Genomic DNA, 15,057 nt, shown 5'->3' with positions numbered 1-15,057 from the left:
TTTGCGGTTTTTCCGTTTTTTGCCAATTTTATGTGTTTACTGCCTCTTTGTCGGCGTGGCTACTAACCGGCTTGCCAGAGACAAAAAGGACTAAAACAATCTGAGTCAGGAGATACAGATGCTAAAGCGCGACATGAATATTGCCGATTACGATGCTGAACTATTTGCAGCGATTCAGGAAGAAACGGCGCGTCAGGAAGAGCACATCGAGTTGATTGCTTCTGAAAACTACACCAGCCCACGCGTGATGGAAGCTCAGGGCTCCCAGCTGACCAACAAGTACGCCGAAGGCTACCCGGGCAAGCGTTACTACGGTGGTTGTGAGTACGTTGACAAAGCCGAGCAGCTAGCGATTGACCGCGCCTGCCAGCTATTTGGTGCCGAGTATGCCAACGTTCAGCCTCACTCTGGCTCTCAAGCCAACAACGCAGTGTACATGGCGCTACTCAATGCTGGTGATACCGTTCTGGGGATGAGCCTGGCACACGGCGGCCACTTGACTCACGGCTCGCCAGTTAACTTCTCGGGCAAGCTATACAACATCATCCCTTACGGCATCGATGAGCAGGGCCAGATCGATTATGCCGAAGTGGAAGCTTTGGCTCTTGAGCACAAGCCAAAAATGATCATCGGCGGTTTCTCTGCCTACTCTCAGATTGTTGACTGGAAGCGCATGCGCGAGATCGCCGACAAAGTCGGTGCGTACTTCTTCGTGGACATGGCGCATGTTGCCGGTTTGATTGCCGCAGGCGTTTACCCGAACCCGGTTCCGCATGCCCATGTCGTGACGACGACCACGCACAAAACGTTGGCGGGCCCGCGAGGCGGCCTGATCCTGTCATCGGCCGGGGAAGACCTTTACAAGAAGCTGAACTCAGCCGTATTCCCGGGTGGCCAGGGCGGTCCTTTGATGCATGTGATTGCAGCGAAGGCGGTGGCATTCAAAGAAGCGATGGAGCCGGAGTTCAAAGACTACCAGGCCCGCGTGGTTGAAAATGCCAAGGCCATGGTCGGCGAATTCCTGGAGCGCGGTTACAAGATTGTCTCTGGCAGCACAGAGAACCACCTGTTCCTGGTTGATCTGATCGACAAGGGGATCACCGGTAAAGAAGCCGACGCGGCGCTGGGTGCTGCCAACATCACGGTGAACAAGAACAGCGTACCGAATGATCCGCGCAGCCCGTTTGTGACGTCGGGTATCCGTGTTGGTACGCCAGCGATCACCCGCCGTGGCTTTACCGTTGAGGATGCCAAGCAACTGGCGAACTGGATGTGTGATGTGATGGATAACATCGACAACCCAGAAGTGATTGAAGCGACCAAGGCGAAGGTGCTGGAGATCTGTAAGCGCCTACCTGTTTACGCATAATGGCAGGTGCCGGTCAGCGGCGGTAATAGAGCGAAAGGGGGTCTGCGGCTTGCAGGCCCTTTTTTATTGCCTGTTGGCCGCATTTTCGCGAGAAATTTTGTGGTAATAGTCTCCCCCCGTTACTGAAATGGGTTACACTGGTGCGACGAAGTTGAGGAGGCAAGATGCATTGTCCTTTTTGTGGTGCGAATGACACCAAAGTAATAGATTCTCGATTGGTGGCCGATGGCCATCAGGTTCGTCGCCGCCGTCAATGCCTAGCATGCAGTGAACGTTACACGACGTTTGAAACGGCTGAACTGGTGATGCCTCGGGTGATCAAAACCAATGGTAACCGTGACCCGTTCAATGAAGATAAATTGCGCGGTGGGATCCAGCGTGCGTTGGAAAAGCGCCCTGTCAGCGCCGATGACATCGAGCGCGCCATCAATACCATCAAGTCACGCCTGCGGGCGACCGGTGAGCGCGAAGTGCCGTCGGAAATGATCGGTAACCTGGTGATGGAAGCCTTGAAAGAGCTCGATAAAGTGGCTTATATCCGCTTTGCTTCCGTCTACCGCAGTTTTGAAGACATTCGTGAGTTTGGTGAAGAAATCGCTAAACTGGAAAAATAATTGATGCCGGACGAAATGCGCCGGCCTTCTAACCGATACTGAAGTCCCATGTTCTCATCTATCGACCATGCCATGATGCTCCGCGCAATCTCGTTGGCGAAGAACGGTCAGTACACTACCACCCCTAACCCCAATGTCGGCTGTGTGATCGCCCATGGCGATGAAATTGTCGGCGAAGGCTATCATTACCGTGCGGGCGAACCCCATGCTGAAGTGTTTGCGCTGCGTGCTGCTGGTGAAAAGGCAAAAGGGGCAACGGCGTATGTCACGCTGGAGCCTTGCTCTCACTATGGCCGGACCCCGCCATGTGCCGAAGCGCTGGTCAAGGCCGGCGTTGAACGTGTGGTCTGCGCGATGGTGGATCCCAACCCGAAAGTTGCCGGGCGAGGCATAGCCATCCTGCAACAGGCCGATATTGACGTGCAAACAGGCTTGTTGGAGCAAGATGCCGAAGCGTTGAATCCAGGGTTTATCAAGGTGATGAAGACCGGCCTGCCGTATGTCCAGCTCAAGCTGGCAGCCAGCCTTGACGGTCGTACCGCCTTGGCCAATGGCAAAAGCAAGTGGATCACGGGGCCGGCCGCCAGGGCGGATGTCCAGCGTTACCGAGCCAAGGCCGGGGCTATTTTGTCGACCAGCGCGACGGTATTGGCCGATGACCCGTCGTTGAACGTCCGTTGGCAGGAACTGGGTGAGGACATCCAGCAGGATTATCCTGAGGCGGAACTGCGACAGCCGGTGCGCGTGGTGATCGATAGCCAGAACCGGGTGACACCGCAGCACCGTCTGGTTAGCCTGCCGGGTAAAACGCTACTGGCAAGAAAGCAGGCCGATACGCTGGAATGGCCGCAGGATGTAGAACAACTGGTTATGCCAGCAGGCGAGGGGATTGACCTCCGTGCGCTGATGGTTGAGCTGGCGAAGCACAATATTAACCATATCTGGGTGGAAGCGGGCGCTGGCCTTGCTGGCGGCCTGTTGCAGGCGGGGTTGGTGGATGAGCTGATCCTGTACCAGGCCCCCAAGTTGATGGGCAGCGATAGCCGTGGCCTGGTGGATCTCAACGGGCTGGTGTCGATGGCCCAGGTTCCCGAACTGAGCATCTCGGATGTACGAATGGTCGGCGGTGATGTGCGTATCACTTCCCGTATTCAGCATCACATCCAATCTGATTTACTCAATGCAGACAAAGAATAAGGTTTGACATGTTTACTGGCATTATTGAAGCCGTGGGTACAATTACGGCCCTGACCCCAAAAGGCAAAGACATTTCTGTGACGGTGGACTCCGGCAAGCTGGACCTATCCGATGTAAAATTGGGTGACAGTATTGCAACCAACGGTGTGTGTCTGACTGTGGTAGCACTGACTGGCTCGGGCTACGTGGCTGATTTGTCGCTAGAAACCCTCAAGCGTACCGCATTTGTCAATTACCGTACTGGGCAGAAGGTTAACCTCGAGAAAGCCATGCTGCCAACCACCCGTTTCGGTGGCCATATGGTATCTGGTCATGTCGATGATGTGGCCGAGGTGATTGAGCGTACCCATACCGGCCGTGCGATTGAGTTTTGGCTCAAGGCTCCGGCTCATCTGGCCAAATATATTTCGGAGAAAGGCTCGGTGGCTGTCGATGGCATTAGCCTGACGGTCAATGCTATCCGGGGCGACGAGTTCAAGCTGACCATCGTGCCGCATACCGCATCAGAAACCACCATGGAAGCGTTCGCCGCTGGCCGCAAGGTTAACCTGGAAGTTGACGTGATTGCCCGTTACCTCGAGCGCTTGATGCTGGGCGAGAAGGCTGCAGAGCCGAAGTCAGAAGTTTCTATGGATTTGCTGGCCCGCAGCGGGTTCCTTCGATAAACAGACAGAAGATTAACAAGAATTAAGGTAGCGATATGGCTCTAAGCAGTGCAAAGGAAATCATCGAAGATATCCGCCTAGGTAAGATGGTTATCCTGATGGATGACGAAGATCGTGAAAATGAAGGCGATCTGATCATTGCGGCGGAAAAAATCACCCCCGAGGCAATTAACTTCATGGCCCGCCATGGCCGTGGTTTGATCTGCCTGACCTTGACCAAGTCGCGCTGTAAGCAGCTTAAGCTGCCTCTCATGGTGCAGGACAATACCGAGCAGTTCAGCACCAACTTCACCGTGTCGATTGAAGCGGCTGAAGGCGTGACGACGGGGATTTCGGCATCAGACCGGGCTGTGACCGTGCAGGCAGCCGTGGCGCCTGATGCGTCGCCAGCTGATATTGTGATGCCCGGCCATATCTTCCCACTGATGGCGCAGGAAGGCGGTGTTCTTGCCCGTGCCGGTCACACCGAAGCCGGCTGTGATGTGGCCCGTTTGGCAGGCCTTGAGCCAGCGAGCGTGATTGTTGAGATCCTCAACGAAGACGGTACCATGGCGCGCCGCCCGGATCTTGAAGTGTTTGCGCAGCAGCACGGCCTGAAGCTGGGTACCATTGCGGATCTGATTGAGTACCGCAATAACAACGAAACCACTATCGAGCGTGTCGCGCAGTGTACGCTGCCAACCGAATTCGGTGATTTCGAGATGATCACCTACCGTGACACCATCGACAACCAGGTGCACTACGCTCTGCAAAAAGGCGATGTTGTTGACGGTGAGCCGACTTTGGTCCGTGTCCACCTGCAAGATACGTTCAAGGATATTCTCCACTCGGGGGCAACCCAGTGGACACTGCCGTCGGCGATGAAGCGCATTGCCGACGAAGGCGGGGTATTGGTGGTTCTGAGCAAGGCTGAAAGCCAGGAATCGATCATTACCAAGGTACAGCACATGGCGGCTCAGGAAGAAGGCAAGCCGGGCGTGAAACTGAATCCGAAAGATCAATCGCGCCAGGTTGGCGTGGGCTCTCAAATCTTGGCTGATCTGGGCGTTTCTAAAATGCGCCTGCTGTCATCGAGTACTCAGCGCTACCATTCGCTATCGGGTTTTGGCCTCGAAGCGATTGAATATATTTGCGAATAATGAAGGCGGGCGAGTGCCCGCTGTTATCTGAAATATTTGCCCATTTATTAATTTGAAATCTTGCCGGTACAGGGCTGGCGGGGGCTGAAATATGCCAATTGGTATAACGCACAAAGTGTGATAGACTCCCGCGGTTTCTCATACCGGAAAAATGACATAGTCACAGGAAGGCCCATGAAGGTAATCGAAGGCGCCATCGCGGCACCAAACGCAAAAGTTGCTATCGTAATTTCACGCTTTAACAGCTTCATCAATGAAAGCTTGCTAGAAGGCGCGCTAGACGCTCTGAAACGTCAGGGTCAGGTAAGCGACGACAACATCACTGTTGTTCGTTGTCCGGGTGCATACGAGCTTCCGCTTGTGGCACAGCAAGTTGCTAAAAGCGATCGTTATGACGCTATCGTTGCGCTTGGCTCTGTGATCCGTGGCGGTACGCCACATTTTGATTATGTTGCCGGTGAGTGTAACAAAGGTCTGGCACAGGTTGCGCTTGAGTACAATACTCCAGTAGCATTCGGTGTTCTGACTGTAGATTCTATCGAACAAGCCATTGAGCGTGCCGGTACCAAGGCTGGTAATAAAGGGGCAGAGGCTGCACTAAGCGCGCTTGAAATGGTTAATGTCCTGTCCCAAATTGAATCCTAATGGGGGTTAGTGTGAAACCAGCCGCACGTCGTAACGCACGTCACTTTGCTGTACAAGCAATCTATTCTTGGCAAATTACCAAAGGTAACGTTGCAGATATCGAGCAACATTTCCTTTCTGGCGACAACTTTGAAGAAGAAGAGCACCAGGCAGATGCCCCGGCGCTAGCAGCACCACATACCGACGTAGCTTACTTCCGTGATCTACTGACCGGTGTTGTTCTGAACCACCAGGAGCTGGACAGCAAGATGCGTCCTTACCTGTCGCGTCCGCTTCAGGATCTGGACCAAATGGAACTGGCGCTACTTCGTCTTGCCATGTACGAGATGATGAAGCGTGATGACGTACCATTCAAAGTGGTGATCAACGAAGCAATCGAACTGGCGAAAGCCTTCGGTGCAGAAGACAGCCACAAGTTTGTGAATGGTGTGCTGGACAAGGCAGCACCATCACTTCGCAAGAAGTAATCACAACATGATTGTAAAAGGCCAGCAATGCTGGCCTTTTTTCTGTCTACCCAAAGAAGAATATGGCAAACGAATTTGATCTGATCGCCCGGTACTTTGAGCACCAGGCCGTGAAACGAAAAGATGTGCCTTTGGCAATCGGTGACGATTGTGCCTTGCTGGAGGTACCGGAAGGGAGCCAGCTGGCCGTCAGTACCGACTCGCTGGTTGCGGGGACCCACTTTCTGGCCGAGGCTGATCCGGCCTGGGTTGCCCACAAGGCCCTGGCCTCCAACCTCAGTGATTTGGCCGCCATGGGGGCGACGCCGGCTTGGGTTTCGCTGGCTCTGACTATGCCCAAGCCTGATGAGGCCTGGCTGGCAGGGTTCTGCGAGGGCTTTTTCGCCTTGGCCGAGTATTACAATGTCCAGCTAGTGGGCGGTGACACCACCAAGGGGCCGCTCAGTATCACCCTGACCGTGCATGGTTTTATTCCTAAGGGTAAAGCCTTGACCCGCAGCGGCGCCCACTCAGGTGACTGGATCTACGTCACCGGAAATTTGGGGGATAGTGCCGCCGGCCTGGCATTGCTGCTGGGACAGAGGACAGTCGATGATCCGATGCTCGAGTCAACTTTGCTTGAGCGCCACCACAAGGCACAGCCTCGTATTCTGGCTGGACAGGCATTGCGCGGAATAGCCTCGGCCGCATTGGATATCTCGGATGGCCTGATTAGCGACCTCGGGCATATTTTGCAACGCTCAGGGGTGTCAGCAGAAATTGACGTTGATAAACTACCTCTTTCGCCAGAGCTGGAAGCCTTTGAGCCTGAGCGGGATAAAGCGTTGCAGCTAGCCTTGGCCAGTGGCGAAGAATATGAGTTGTGCTTTACGGTGCCGGAGCAGAATCGGGGCGCAGTAGATATCGCCTTGGCCCACAGTGGCGTAAAGGCAACCTGTATTGGCCAGTTGCGACCGGGGCAGGGGACTCGCTTGGTACGCGATGGCCAGCCGCTAAACTGGCAGCTGCACGGATATGATCATTTTGCGGAGTAAATTGTGGCAAACCCGAAAGACAAGATTAACCTGAAAAACCCATGGCATTTGTTGGCGACCGGTTTTGGTAGCGGCCTTTCTCCAATCATACCGGGTACCATGGGAACCGTGGCAGCGATCCCGTTGTATTTGCTGATGGTGCAGTTGCCTTTCACGGTCTACCTGCTGATCACCGTGGTGGCTGCCTTTATCGGTATTACGATTTGCCAGAAAACCTCTGATGATATGGGTGTCCATGATCACGGCAGCATTGTCTGGGATGAGTTCGTCGGTTTCTGGATCACCATGGCGATAGCCCCTGTTGTGAGTTGGCAGTGGGTCCTGGCGGGGTTTGTGCTGTTCCGCTTTTTCGATATGGTTAAGCCATGGCCGATCAGCTGGCTCGACAAGCATGTCCACGGTGGGCTTGGCATCATGGTCGATGATATCTTGGCCGGTTTCATGGCGATGATTGCTCTCTGGGGCCTTGGTCACTGGCTGGGTTGGTAACCCAGTATTCTTGCCTTGATGAGATTGAAGCCGTGCACTAGCACGGCTTTTTTTATTTCTAATTCAGTGGGCTAAGCTTTAAGGGGCTAGAGGAGAAGGCACTAGGGAGGGGGCATGATCAGGAAATATCGAGAATGGGGAGGGCTGATAGCCATGATCCCCGTCTTAGCCTACGGCCAGATCTTCCCTTCGACTGGGGCGGCCTGGGTGCTACCGGGCAGTTGGCAAGATGCGGTGATTGACGGCAAGCCGGTCACGGCCGAGCAGGTAAAAGCCTGGGAGAGCCAGCATGCCGATGTGGTTTTCGGTAGCATGCAAGATCGGGCGATGAACCAGAAGATGAACGCGATGGGGTATATGTATGCCCACAAGTTTGACTGCCGTCCGGGTAAGCAAGAGGCCTGGCTGAGCCACCAGGCTTTTCTCGCTGGAGTCGACGTGGAAGAGGGGTATCTGCACTTTGCCGAAGATACCGTGTTGCTGATGGATAAGCCAAGCTCGGGAATGGCCTACCTGCTTGAGGGGCATCCCTATCACTTGCTTCTGGTCCGCAACCGCCAATTTTCCACGGCACGATTGCCGATTGATTTGCAGGCCGGCGATCAGCTCATTGTCATGTCGTCATATCCCTTTGATGCTTTTGAACTGGAGGCCGATAGCCTGCCCCGAGTTTCTCGCCATGTAGCCGATGACACCGGCGCCGTCGGGCGATGGCAGCCCGTAGCGGTGAGTTGGCAGGCCGAGGGCTCTAGTTCAAGCCTAGGAACGTTTGTGCCGGGCGGGGCATGGCACAGTGCCTTTCCCCGCTATCTAGGGCGGGAGCTCAACACCGGCGATCCCGGCCTGGCAGCAGGGCTGAGGGTATGGATGCTATCGCTGTCTTGGCCGCAGGCCAGTCGGCTTGACACCCTAGCCATCTCTCCTTGGCTTGCGGTTTCGCAGACCGGGCAACAGCAGGGCCTTGCCATTCCCGGCTGGGATCCCCGTAACGATAAGAATAGTGACGGCTATGTCGATGAGCATGAATTTTCGGTACGTGCCAATGTCAGTGCCTCGGCCCGCTTCCGCCATCAAGCAAGGCTGATCCCGGCAGGCTATTTATGGCCGGGAACCTGCTGGTATCGGGTCAACTTGCTCGATAGCGCATTCAATACCCTTCATGCCCAGTGGTACCAACAGGATTGGCAGCGGCAGGGACTGTCTGGAGCTTACAACGATGATATGGCGAAGTTGTTGGGTGACAACCAGTTCAAGGTGGTGTCGGGCGGTAAAATCAATGAGCTGCCGTATGTCGCCGGAAGTCAGCAGGCCGAGTACGATTATGCGATGCAGCTTGCTGGCTTTCTTAAGCAAGTCAAATCCCTGACTGGTACCCGGTGGCTGGCTGCCAATATCTCCGAGCTCAACCTGTGGCACTATGAAGCCTGGCCGCCGGCACTGAGGGAGGTGATTGATGTCTGGTTGCGGGAGCACTACCTCACTCCGGCTATCGGGCTTGGACGGCTTCAGCGATATTGGGATAACTTTGCCCTAGCAGTCCAACAGGACAAGAGCTTGATCATGGCTTCCACCAAAGGGGGGAGAAGCCAGCTCTCACCAAGGGATCTATCGGCATGGCAGCAGGACATCGAAACCGGCCTGGCACTCTACTATTTGTTCAACGTCCCCGGCCAAACCTATTATCACAGCTGGAACCAGAGCTATCGTTACGGCAGTGGCCACACCGATACTGCAAATTGGCCACAGCCGGGTATGGCCAAGAATAGCGCCTATCAACCGACAGCCATGCTGAGCGTTGACATCGGTGTTCCGGAGATAGCTCCGCAAGGGACTGAGCGGGTTGTGTTCGAAGGCAAGGGGGTAGAGGCAGACTCTGCTGCAACGGCTATCGGTGGTATTCCCCTCCAGCCTTCGGGCTGGTATTGGCTTCAGCGTAGTGGTTGGTTTGGTGATTTCCCCAAGCAGGGGGTGATTGCCCGCCGCTACAGCAAGGGGCTCGTTGTCTATCGGGGAGCCAGGGAGCGCAATCAATCCGACTTCTTCGCAACTGAGCCGCTTGATGTCAGTCTGGATGGACATTACCAGCGAGTTAATTTTGATGGCAGCTTGGGATCTGCGGTTAGCCAAGTGTCGCTAAGCGGCTATCAGGGAATGATCTTGAAACGAGTTGGCGACAACTAGCCGAGATAAAAAGCCCCAAGCAACCAGAGTCGCTTGGGGCAGAGAGTTTTGCTGTTATAGCTCAGTGTCGGCTTAGTCGAGATAAGCGCGGATCTGTTTCTCGATCCCCGGGCCGTCAATTTCCAGCATCGCATGGAGTTCGGCTTGGGTGCCTTGTTCAATGAAGCGGTCCGGCAGGCCGAGGTTCAGTACCGGCTTGAGCACCTTCTGTTTCATCAGGAACTCGTTGACACCGCTGCCTGCACCGCCGGCGATGGCATTTTCTTCCACCGTGACCAACACGTCGTGGCTGGCAGCCAGCTCGAGGATCAGAGCCTCATCCAGCGGTTTGACAAAGCGCATGTCGGCGACGGTCGCATTGAGGCTTTCGGCAGCCTCAAGCGCGTAGCTCAGCATGGTACCGAAGCTGAGGATAGCGATTTTCTCGCCTTGGCGGCGAACCACCCCTTTACCGATGGGCAATGCCGTCATTTCTCGCGCGGTTGCAATGCCCGTACCGCTGCCGCGAGGGTAACGCACCGCACTCGGACCTTGGTGAATGTGGCCGGTGTAGAGCATCTGGCGGCACTCGTTTTCATCGCTCGGCGCCATGATCACCATATTCGGAATGCAGCGCATAAAGCTTAGGTCGAAGGCCCCTTGGTGGGTTTGGCCGTCGGCACCGACCAGTCCACCCCGGTCGATGGCAAACATGACCGGCAGATCCATAATGGCGATATCATGGATCAGCTGATCATAGCCCCGCTGCAGGAAGGTCGAGTAAATCGCCACAACCGGGTGGTAGCCACCAATCGCCATACCTGTGGCCAGGGTCACGGCATGCTGCTCGGCAATCGCCACGTCGAAATACTGTGACGGGTACTCTTTGGAGAAGCGGACCATGCCAGAGCCTTCGCGCATCGCCGGCGTGATAGCCATCAGCTTTTCGTCTTGCTCGGCCATGTCGCACAGCCAGTCACCGAAGACATTGGAGAATGTCGGCTGGCTTTTGGCTTTCGGGATCGGGTTCTGGGTCAGATCAAACTTGGGTACCGCGTGGTAGTTGATCGGGTCGGCCTCGGCAGGGGCATAGCCTTTGCCTTTCTTGGTCATGATGTGCAGGAACTGCGGACCCTTGAGGTTGCGCATGTTCTTGAGGGTTTTGACCAGCTCTTCGACATCGTGGCCGTCAATTGGGCCGATGTAATTAAAGCCCAGCTCTTCGAACATGGTGCCAGGAACCACCATGCCTTTGAGATGCTCTTCGGCACGTTTGACCAGCTCTTTGATCGGTGGCGCACCGGAAAGGACTTTTTTACCGCCTTCACGGATAGTGGTGTAAAGGTTACCGGACAGCAGGCGCGCAAGGTGATTGTTAAGGGCACCGACATTTTCCGAAATCGACATTTCGTTGTCGTTGAGGATCACCAGCATGTCCGAATGGACATCACCGGCATGGTTCATCGCCTCGAAAGCCATTCCGGCGGTGATGGCACCGTCACCAATGACACTGACGACCTTGCGGCCCAGACCTTCTTTGTCTGCTGCGATAGCCATCCCCAGACCGGCACTGATCGAGGTTGACGAATGACCGACCGACAGGACATCGTATTCGCTTTCTTCACGCCACGGGAAGGGGTGTACCCCGCCTTTCTGGCGGATAGTCGGCATCTGGTCACGGCGCCCAGTCAGGATCTTGTGCGGGTAGGCCTGGTGACCGACATCCCAAATCAGGTGATCGAAAGGGGTGTTGTATACATAATGCAGAGCGACGGTTAACTCGACGGCACCCAGACCAGAGGCAAAGTGGCCACTGCTCTGGCTGACAGAATTCAGTAGGTAGGTACGTAGCTCGTCGCACACCGCCGGCAGGCTCTCTGCTGGCAGCAGGCGTAACTCATCTGGTGTGTTGGCCAACGCCAGATGAGGGTATTTTGAAATATCCAGTGTCATAACATTCACGGCGCTTTGCTGTTTTTAGTTATTGCGCTCGATGACGTATCGGGCAAAAACTTCTAATTGTTCTGTATTGTAAGGTATTGCACTCAATGCGTGTAGTGCCTGTTGGTACAGTTGCTGAGCTTTTGCCTTTGCGCCATCCAACCCGAGAAGAGCAGGATAGGTACTTTTTTCCAGCTCGATATCTGAACCCTGCGGTTTGCCCAGGGTTTCGGTATCACTTACTACGTCTAGAATATCGTCTTGGACTTGAAACGCCAAACCAATTGCATCGGCATAGGCATTTAGGTGGGGCAGAACAGCAAGTCCTTTGTCCCCGGCAGCCAGCGCACCCAGACGAACCGCACAGCGGATCAGCGCCCCGGTTTTGTGACGATGGATGGTTTCGAGCCGCTCAAGGCCTACCTGTTTGCCTTCGGCATCCAGATCAAGGGCCTGGCCCATACACATGCCACTGGCACCAGAGGCTTTGGCCAGTTCGCTGATCATGGCTACCCGATGGGGCTCTCCGTCGGCACTCAAAGGGCCGGAGGCCAGAATATCAAACGCCAGGGTTTGCAGCGCGTCACCGGCCAGAATCGCCGTCGCTTCATCAAAAGCAATATGGCAGGTCGGTTGGCCGCGACGTAGATCGTCGTCATCCATCGCTGGCAGGTCATCATGGATCAGTGAGTACGCATGGATGCACTCCACCGCGGCGGCCGGTGTATCGAGATCAGCCACGCTGGCTCCGAGCATTTCACCGGTCACATAGGTGAGAAACGGCCGGGCGCGTTTGCCGCCAAGCAGGGCACCGTGCTTCATCGCTTTGATCAGCGGCAGGTCGGCAAAAGGCTGGGTATCGATCCAGTCCCCGAGTTGCTGATTGCTGCGCGCTTGGTAAAACTGAAGTGATTGCGACAGTGATGGCGTGTTATTCATTATTTGCATCAAATTTGGTCAGGGGAGCTTCGTCGTCTGCCTGAAGCAGGATTTCAACGCGCTGTTCGGCTTGGGTCAGCTTTTGTTGGCTGGTACGGGCAAGAGCAATGCCGCGCTCGAACTTTTTCAGCGCATCTTCTAGCGCAATATCACCGGATTCCAGCTCATTGACGATTGAGTCTAGTTCATCCAATGCGGCTTCAAAGGCCATATTTTCTGGTTTTTTGGCTGCCATAGTGGTGTCGCTTCTTATATAAGTGCTCGAAAAAATAGCGTAGAGCGTATTCTGGGTCAAATTATCTCACAGTAATCTGTGTCACAAACAGGATTTTTCATTTTTTATCGGGGCAAGACTAAACCTGAGCAGCAAAGTGCCGATAATAAGGTGCAGTAAAGAGAATCGCGGATGTTTGGCTGCGTCTTGGCACTGCCTTGAAGTGTGAATAATGAACGAATGCAGCCCTTTTGGCATTGTGGCTTTGAAAGGTCACAAGGGGCTAGATACAATGTTCGCTCGATAATGATTCCCGAGAGCAACGAACTGGAGACTACCAAGTGGATTTGGCGACCCTTATAGGATTAATTGGGGCATTTGCTTTTGTCATAATGGCGATGGTGCTTGGCGGCAGCTTTGGCATGTTCGTTGATACTCAGTCTATTTTGATTGTGTTCTGTGGTTCGCTGTTTGTGGCACTGATGCAATACAGCGTCGGCCAGTTTTTGGGGGCGACTAAAATTGCCCTCAAGGCATTTATGTTCAAGAACGACAACCCGGAAGACTTGATTGCTAAAATCGTCGAGATGGCCGACGCCGCCCGTAAAGGTGGCTTCCTCGCGCTCGAAGAGATGGAAGTGGACAATACCTTCCTGCGCAAAGGCGTTGATTTGCTGGTGGATGGCCACGACGCTGATGTGGTAAGGGCGACACTGCAAAAAGACATCGCCTTGACCAATGAACGCCATGAGCAGGGGATCAGTATCTTCAAAGCGCTGGGCGATGTTGCGCCGGCGATGGGGATGATCGGTACGCTGATTGGCCTGGTGGCCATGCTGTCGAACATGGACGATCCTAAGTCGATTGGCCCGGCGATGGCGGTTGCCCTTCTGACCACCCTGTACGGGGCGATTTTGGCCAACATGGTAATGCTGCCCATTGCGGCGAAGCTGGGGCTGCGCAAAGATGAGGAAAAGCTCAACCGCCGCCTGATCCTCGATGGGGTGCTGGCGATTCAGGATGGCCAGAATCCGCGGGTTATCGACAGCTATTTGAAGAACTACCTCAACGAGAAAAAACGTACTATCAACGTTGACGATTAAGAAGGGCAGATGGAAGAAGAACATAAATGTCCCCCTCCGGGCCTGCCACAGTGGATGGGCACTTTTGCCGACTTGATGTCGCTGCTGATGTGTTTCTTTGTTCTGCTGCTGTCCTTTTCTGAAATGGACGTGCTGAAGTTCAAGCAGATCGCCGGTTCGATGAAATTTGCGTTTGGGGTGCAGAATATGCTGGAGGTGAAGGATATTCCCAAGGGCACCAGTGTGATCGCCCAGGAGTTCCGCCCGGGCCGGCCCGAGCCGACACCGATTGAGGTGATCATGCAGCAGACCATCGACATGACCCAGCGGACCTTGGACTTCCACGAAGGGGATTCCGACCGGGCCGGCGGGACCAAGCGTGATGCCGGCAAGCTGACCGGTGGCCAAAGTGCAGAAATCGCGACCCAGCAAAACCAGAACAACGAGTCGGAAATGTCCGAAGCCCAAGAGCAGTTGCTCGAGGTACTCAAGCAGGCCCTGAACCGCGAAGTGGAGGAAGGGGCCATCGAGGTGGAGAACCTCGGCCAGCAGGTGGTGATCCGCATCAAGGAGAAAGGCGCCTTCCCGGAAGGGTCGGCCTTCTTGCAGCCGAAATTCCGTCCGCTGATCCGCCAGGTGGCGGATTTGGTCAAAGACGTGCCGGGGGTGATCCGGGTCAGTGGCCATACCGACAACCAAAAATTGGACTCAGAGCTCTATCGCTCCAATTGGGATCTTTCTGCCCAGCGTGCGGTGTCGGTGGCGCAGGAGATGGAGCAGGTTGACGGTTTCAATCATCAAAGGCTGCGGGTGGTGGGCCTGGCCGATACCCAGCCACTGAACGACAACAGCACCCCGGATGCGCGTAAGGCCAACCGCCGGGTAGAAATTTCCATCATGCAGGGCGAGCCCCACTACAGCGAAGAAATTTCCAGTCGTAGTACTCAGTAAGCCTGATTGGCGTGATTTTACAGGCCGTCTTCCTAGCAGGAGACGGCCTTTGTTTGTTTGGGGATAAGCAACTGGCTAACGCTAAATGAAAATATGCCTACACTATATTTAAGTAGCTTGACTATATATCCTTGTTTCAGCAACAGCCTGC

Annotated in this window: 15 protein-coding genes; 12 read left to right on the top strand and 3 right to left on the bottom strand. The window is 54.8% G+C overall.

All coding sequences use genetic code 11. The features are described from left to right. Nucleotides 1-118 precede the first annotated feature (118 nt). The 10 genes from glyA (at nucleotide 119) to PTW35_RS14020 (ending at nucleotide 9,800) form a co-directional block, all read left to right on the top strand. Complete coding sequence (gene glyA, locus PTW35_RS14065; RefSeq protein ID WP_281025523.1) at nucleotides 119-1,369, top strand: serine hydroxymethyltransferase; 1,251 nt, start codon at nucleotides 119-121, stop codon at nucleotides 1,367-1,369. 164 nt (nucleotides 1,370-1,533) lie between these two features. Further along, on the top strand, nucleotides 1,534-1,983 hold the full coding sequence (nrdR, locus tag PTW35_RS14060) for a transcriptional regulator NrdR (protein ID WP_039460556.1): 450 nt from the start codon (nucleotides 1,534-1,536) through the stop codon (nucleotides 1,981-1,983). 48 nt (nucleotides 1,984-2,031) lie between these two features. Further along, the gene (gene ribD / locus PTW35_RS14055) at nucleotides 2,032-3,180 is read left to right on the top strand and encodes a bifunctional diaminohydroxyphosphoribosylaminopyrimidine deaminase/5-amino-6-(5-phosphoribosylamino)uracil reductase RibD (protein WP_281025522.1); all 1,149 of its coding nucleotides are present in this window, start codon (nucleotides 2,032-2,034) and stop codon (nucleotides 3,178-3,180) included. An 8-nt stretch (nucleotides 3,181-3,188) separates the two neighbouring features. Next, a complete protein-coding gene (locus tag PTW35_RS14050) occupies nucleotides 3,189-3,845 on the top strand; it encodes a riboflavin synthase (protein WP_044624074.1) in 657 nt (218 codons plus the stop codon). Nucleotides 3,846-3,880: 35 nt separating this feature from the next. Further along, nucleotides 3,881-4,984, top strand: coding sequence for a bifunctional 3,4-dihydroxy-2-butanone-4-phosphate synthase/GTP cyclohydrolase II (gene ribBA, locus PTW35_RS14045; protein ID WP_281025521.1), 1,104 nt, complete (start codon nucleotides 3,881-3,883; stop codon nucleotides 4,982-4,984). A 174-nt stretch (nucleotides 4,985-5,158) separates the two neighbouring features. After that, a complete protein-coding gene (gene ribE, locus PTW35_RS14040; protein ID WP_039460564.1) occupies nucleotides 5,159-5,629 on the top strand; it encodes a 6,7-dimethyl-8-ribityllumazine synthase in 471 nt (156 codons plus the stop codon). After that, nucleotides 5,629-6,096 (top strand): transcription antitermination factor NusB, encoded by a 468-nt coding sequence (gene nusB / locus PTW35_RS14035; RefSeq protein ID WP_039460566.1) that lies wholly within the window; start codon nucleotides 5,629-5,631, stop codon nucleotides 6,094-6,096. The genes ribE and nusB overlap by 1 nt, the downstream gene beginning before the upstream one ends. A gap of 62 nt (nucleotides 6,097-6,158) precedes the next feature. Then, nucleotides 6,159-7,130, top strand: coding sequence for a thiamine-phosphate kinase (gene thiL / locus PTW35_RS14030; RefSeq protein ID WP_281025520.1), 972 nt, complete (start codon nucleotides 6,159-6,161; stop codon nucleotides 7,128-7,130). Further along, nucleotides 7,131-7,619 carry a phosphatidylglycerophosphatase A gene (pgpA, locus tag PTW35_RS14025; protein ID WP_197068516.1) on the top strand — a complete coding sequence of 163 codons (489 nt, stop codon included), beginning with the start codon at nucleotides 7,131-7,133 and terminating at the stop codon, nucleotides 7,617-7,619. 114 nt (nucleotides 7,620-7,733) lie between these two features. Beyond that, entirely contained in the window at nucleotides 7,734-9,800 is a 2,067-nt protein-coding gene (locus PTW35_RS14020) for a hypothetical protein (protein ID WP_281025519.1), read from the top strand. A gap of 72 nt (nucleotides 9,801-9,872) precedes the next feature. Here the strand turns inward: PTW35_RS14020 and dxs are convergent, their stop codons facing one another. The 3 genes from dxs to xseB are packed head-to-tail and all read right to left on the bottom strand — an operon-like array spanning nucleotide 9,873 to nucleotide 12,894. Next, entirely contained in the window at nucleotides 9,873-11,732 is a 1,860-nt protein-coding gene (gene dxs / locus PTW35_RS14015) for a 1-deoxy-D-xylulose-5-phosphate synthase (protein WP_281025518.1), read from the bottom strand. 24 nt (nucleotides 11,733-11,756) lie between these two features. Further along, nucleotides 11,757-12,641: a (2E,6E)-farnesyl diphosphate synthase gene (ispA, locus tag PTW35_RS14010; protein WP_281027515.1), complete on the bottom strand. Its 885-nt coding sequence runs from the start codon at nucleotides 12,639-12,641 to the stop codon at nucleotides 11,757-11,759. Between the two features lie 10 nt (nucleotides 12,642-12,651). After that, nucleotides 12,652-12,894 (bottom strand): exodeoxyribonuclease VII small subunit, encoded by a 243-nt coding sequence (gene xseB, locus PTW35_RS14005; RefSeq protein ID WP_039460575.1) that lies wholly within the window; start codon nucleotides 12,892-12,894, stop codon nucleotides 12,652-12,654. A 320-nt stretch (nucleotides 12,895-13,214) separates the two neighbouring features. On the opposite strand from xseB, the gene pomA reads away from it, so the two are divergent. Beyond that, nucleotides 13,215-13,976: a flagellar motor protein PomA gene (gene pomA / locus PTW35_RS14000; protein ID WP_039460577.1), complete on the top strand. Its 762-nt coding sequence runs from the start codon at nucleotides 13,215-13,217 to the stop codon at nucleotides 13,974-13,976. A 9-nt stretch (nucleotides 13,977-13,985) separates the two neighbouring features. After that, a complete protein-coding gene (locus PTW35_RS13995; RefSeq protein WP_281025517.1) occupies nucleotides 13,986-14,906 on the top strand; it encodes a flagellar motor protein MotB in 921 nt (306 codons plus the stop codon). Nucleotides 14,907-15,057 lie beyond the last annotated feature (151 nt).

Origin of the sequence: Photobacterium sp. DA100 (assembly GCF_029223585.1) — a bacterium.
GTDB lineage: Bacteria > Pseudomonadota > Gammaproteobacteria > Enterobacterales > Vibrionaceae > Photobacterium.
The sequence above is the reverse complement of the archived record's forward strand: the minus strand, read 5'-3'. Positions and strand labels throughout refer to the sequence as shown.

Excerpts from the sequence above, each read along its gene's own strand:
- glyA (WP_281025523.1), top strand. The coding sequence starts at position 119 with ATGCTAAAGCGCGACATGAATATTGCCGATTACGATGCTGAACTATTT.
- nrdR (WP_039460556.1), top strand. The coding sequence starts at position 1,534 with ATGCATTGTCCTTTTTGTGGTGCGAATGACACCAAAGTAATAGATTCT.
- ribD (WP_281025522.1), top strand. The coding sequence starts at position 2,032 with ATGTTCTCATCTATCGACCATGCCATGATGCTCCGCGCAATCTCGTTG.
- PTW35_RS14050 (WP_044624074.1), top strand. The coding sequence starts at position 3,189 with ATGTTTACTGGCATTATTGAAGCCGTGGGTACAATTACGGCCCTGACC.
- ribBA (WP_281025521.1), top strand. The coding sequence starts at position 3,881 with ATGGCTCTAAGCAGTGCAAAGGAAATCATCGAAGATATCCGCCTAGGT.
- ribE (WP_039460564.1), top strand. The coding sequence starts at position 5,159 with ATGAAGGTAATCGAAGGCGCCATCGCGGCACCAAACGCAAAAGTTGCT.
- nusB (WP_039460566.1), top strand. The coding sequence starts at position 5,629 with ATGGGGGTTAGTGTGAAACCAGCCGCACGTCGTAACGCACGTCACTTT.
- thiL (WP_281025520.1), top strand. The coding sequence starts at position 6,159 with ATGGCAAACGAATTTGATCTGATCGCCCGGTACTTTGAGCACCAGGCC.
- PTW35_RS14020 (WP_281025519.1), top strand. The coding sequence starts at position 7,734 with ATGATCAGGAAATATCGAGAATGGGGAGGGCTGATAGCCATGATCCCC.
- dxs (WP_281025518.1), bottom strand. The coding sequence starts at position 11,732 with ATGACACTGGATATTTCAAAATACCCTCATCTGGCGTTGGCCAACACA.
- xseB (WP_039460575.1), bottom strand. The coding sequence starts at position 12,894 with ATGGCAGCCAAAAAACCAGAAAATATGGCCTTTGAAGCCGCATTGGAT.
- PTW35_RS13995 (WP_281025517.1), top strand. The coding sequence starts at position 13,986 with ATGGAAGAAGAACATAAATGTCCCCCTCCGGGCCTGCCACAGTGGATG.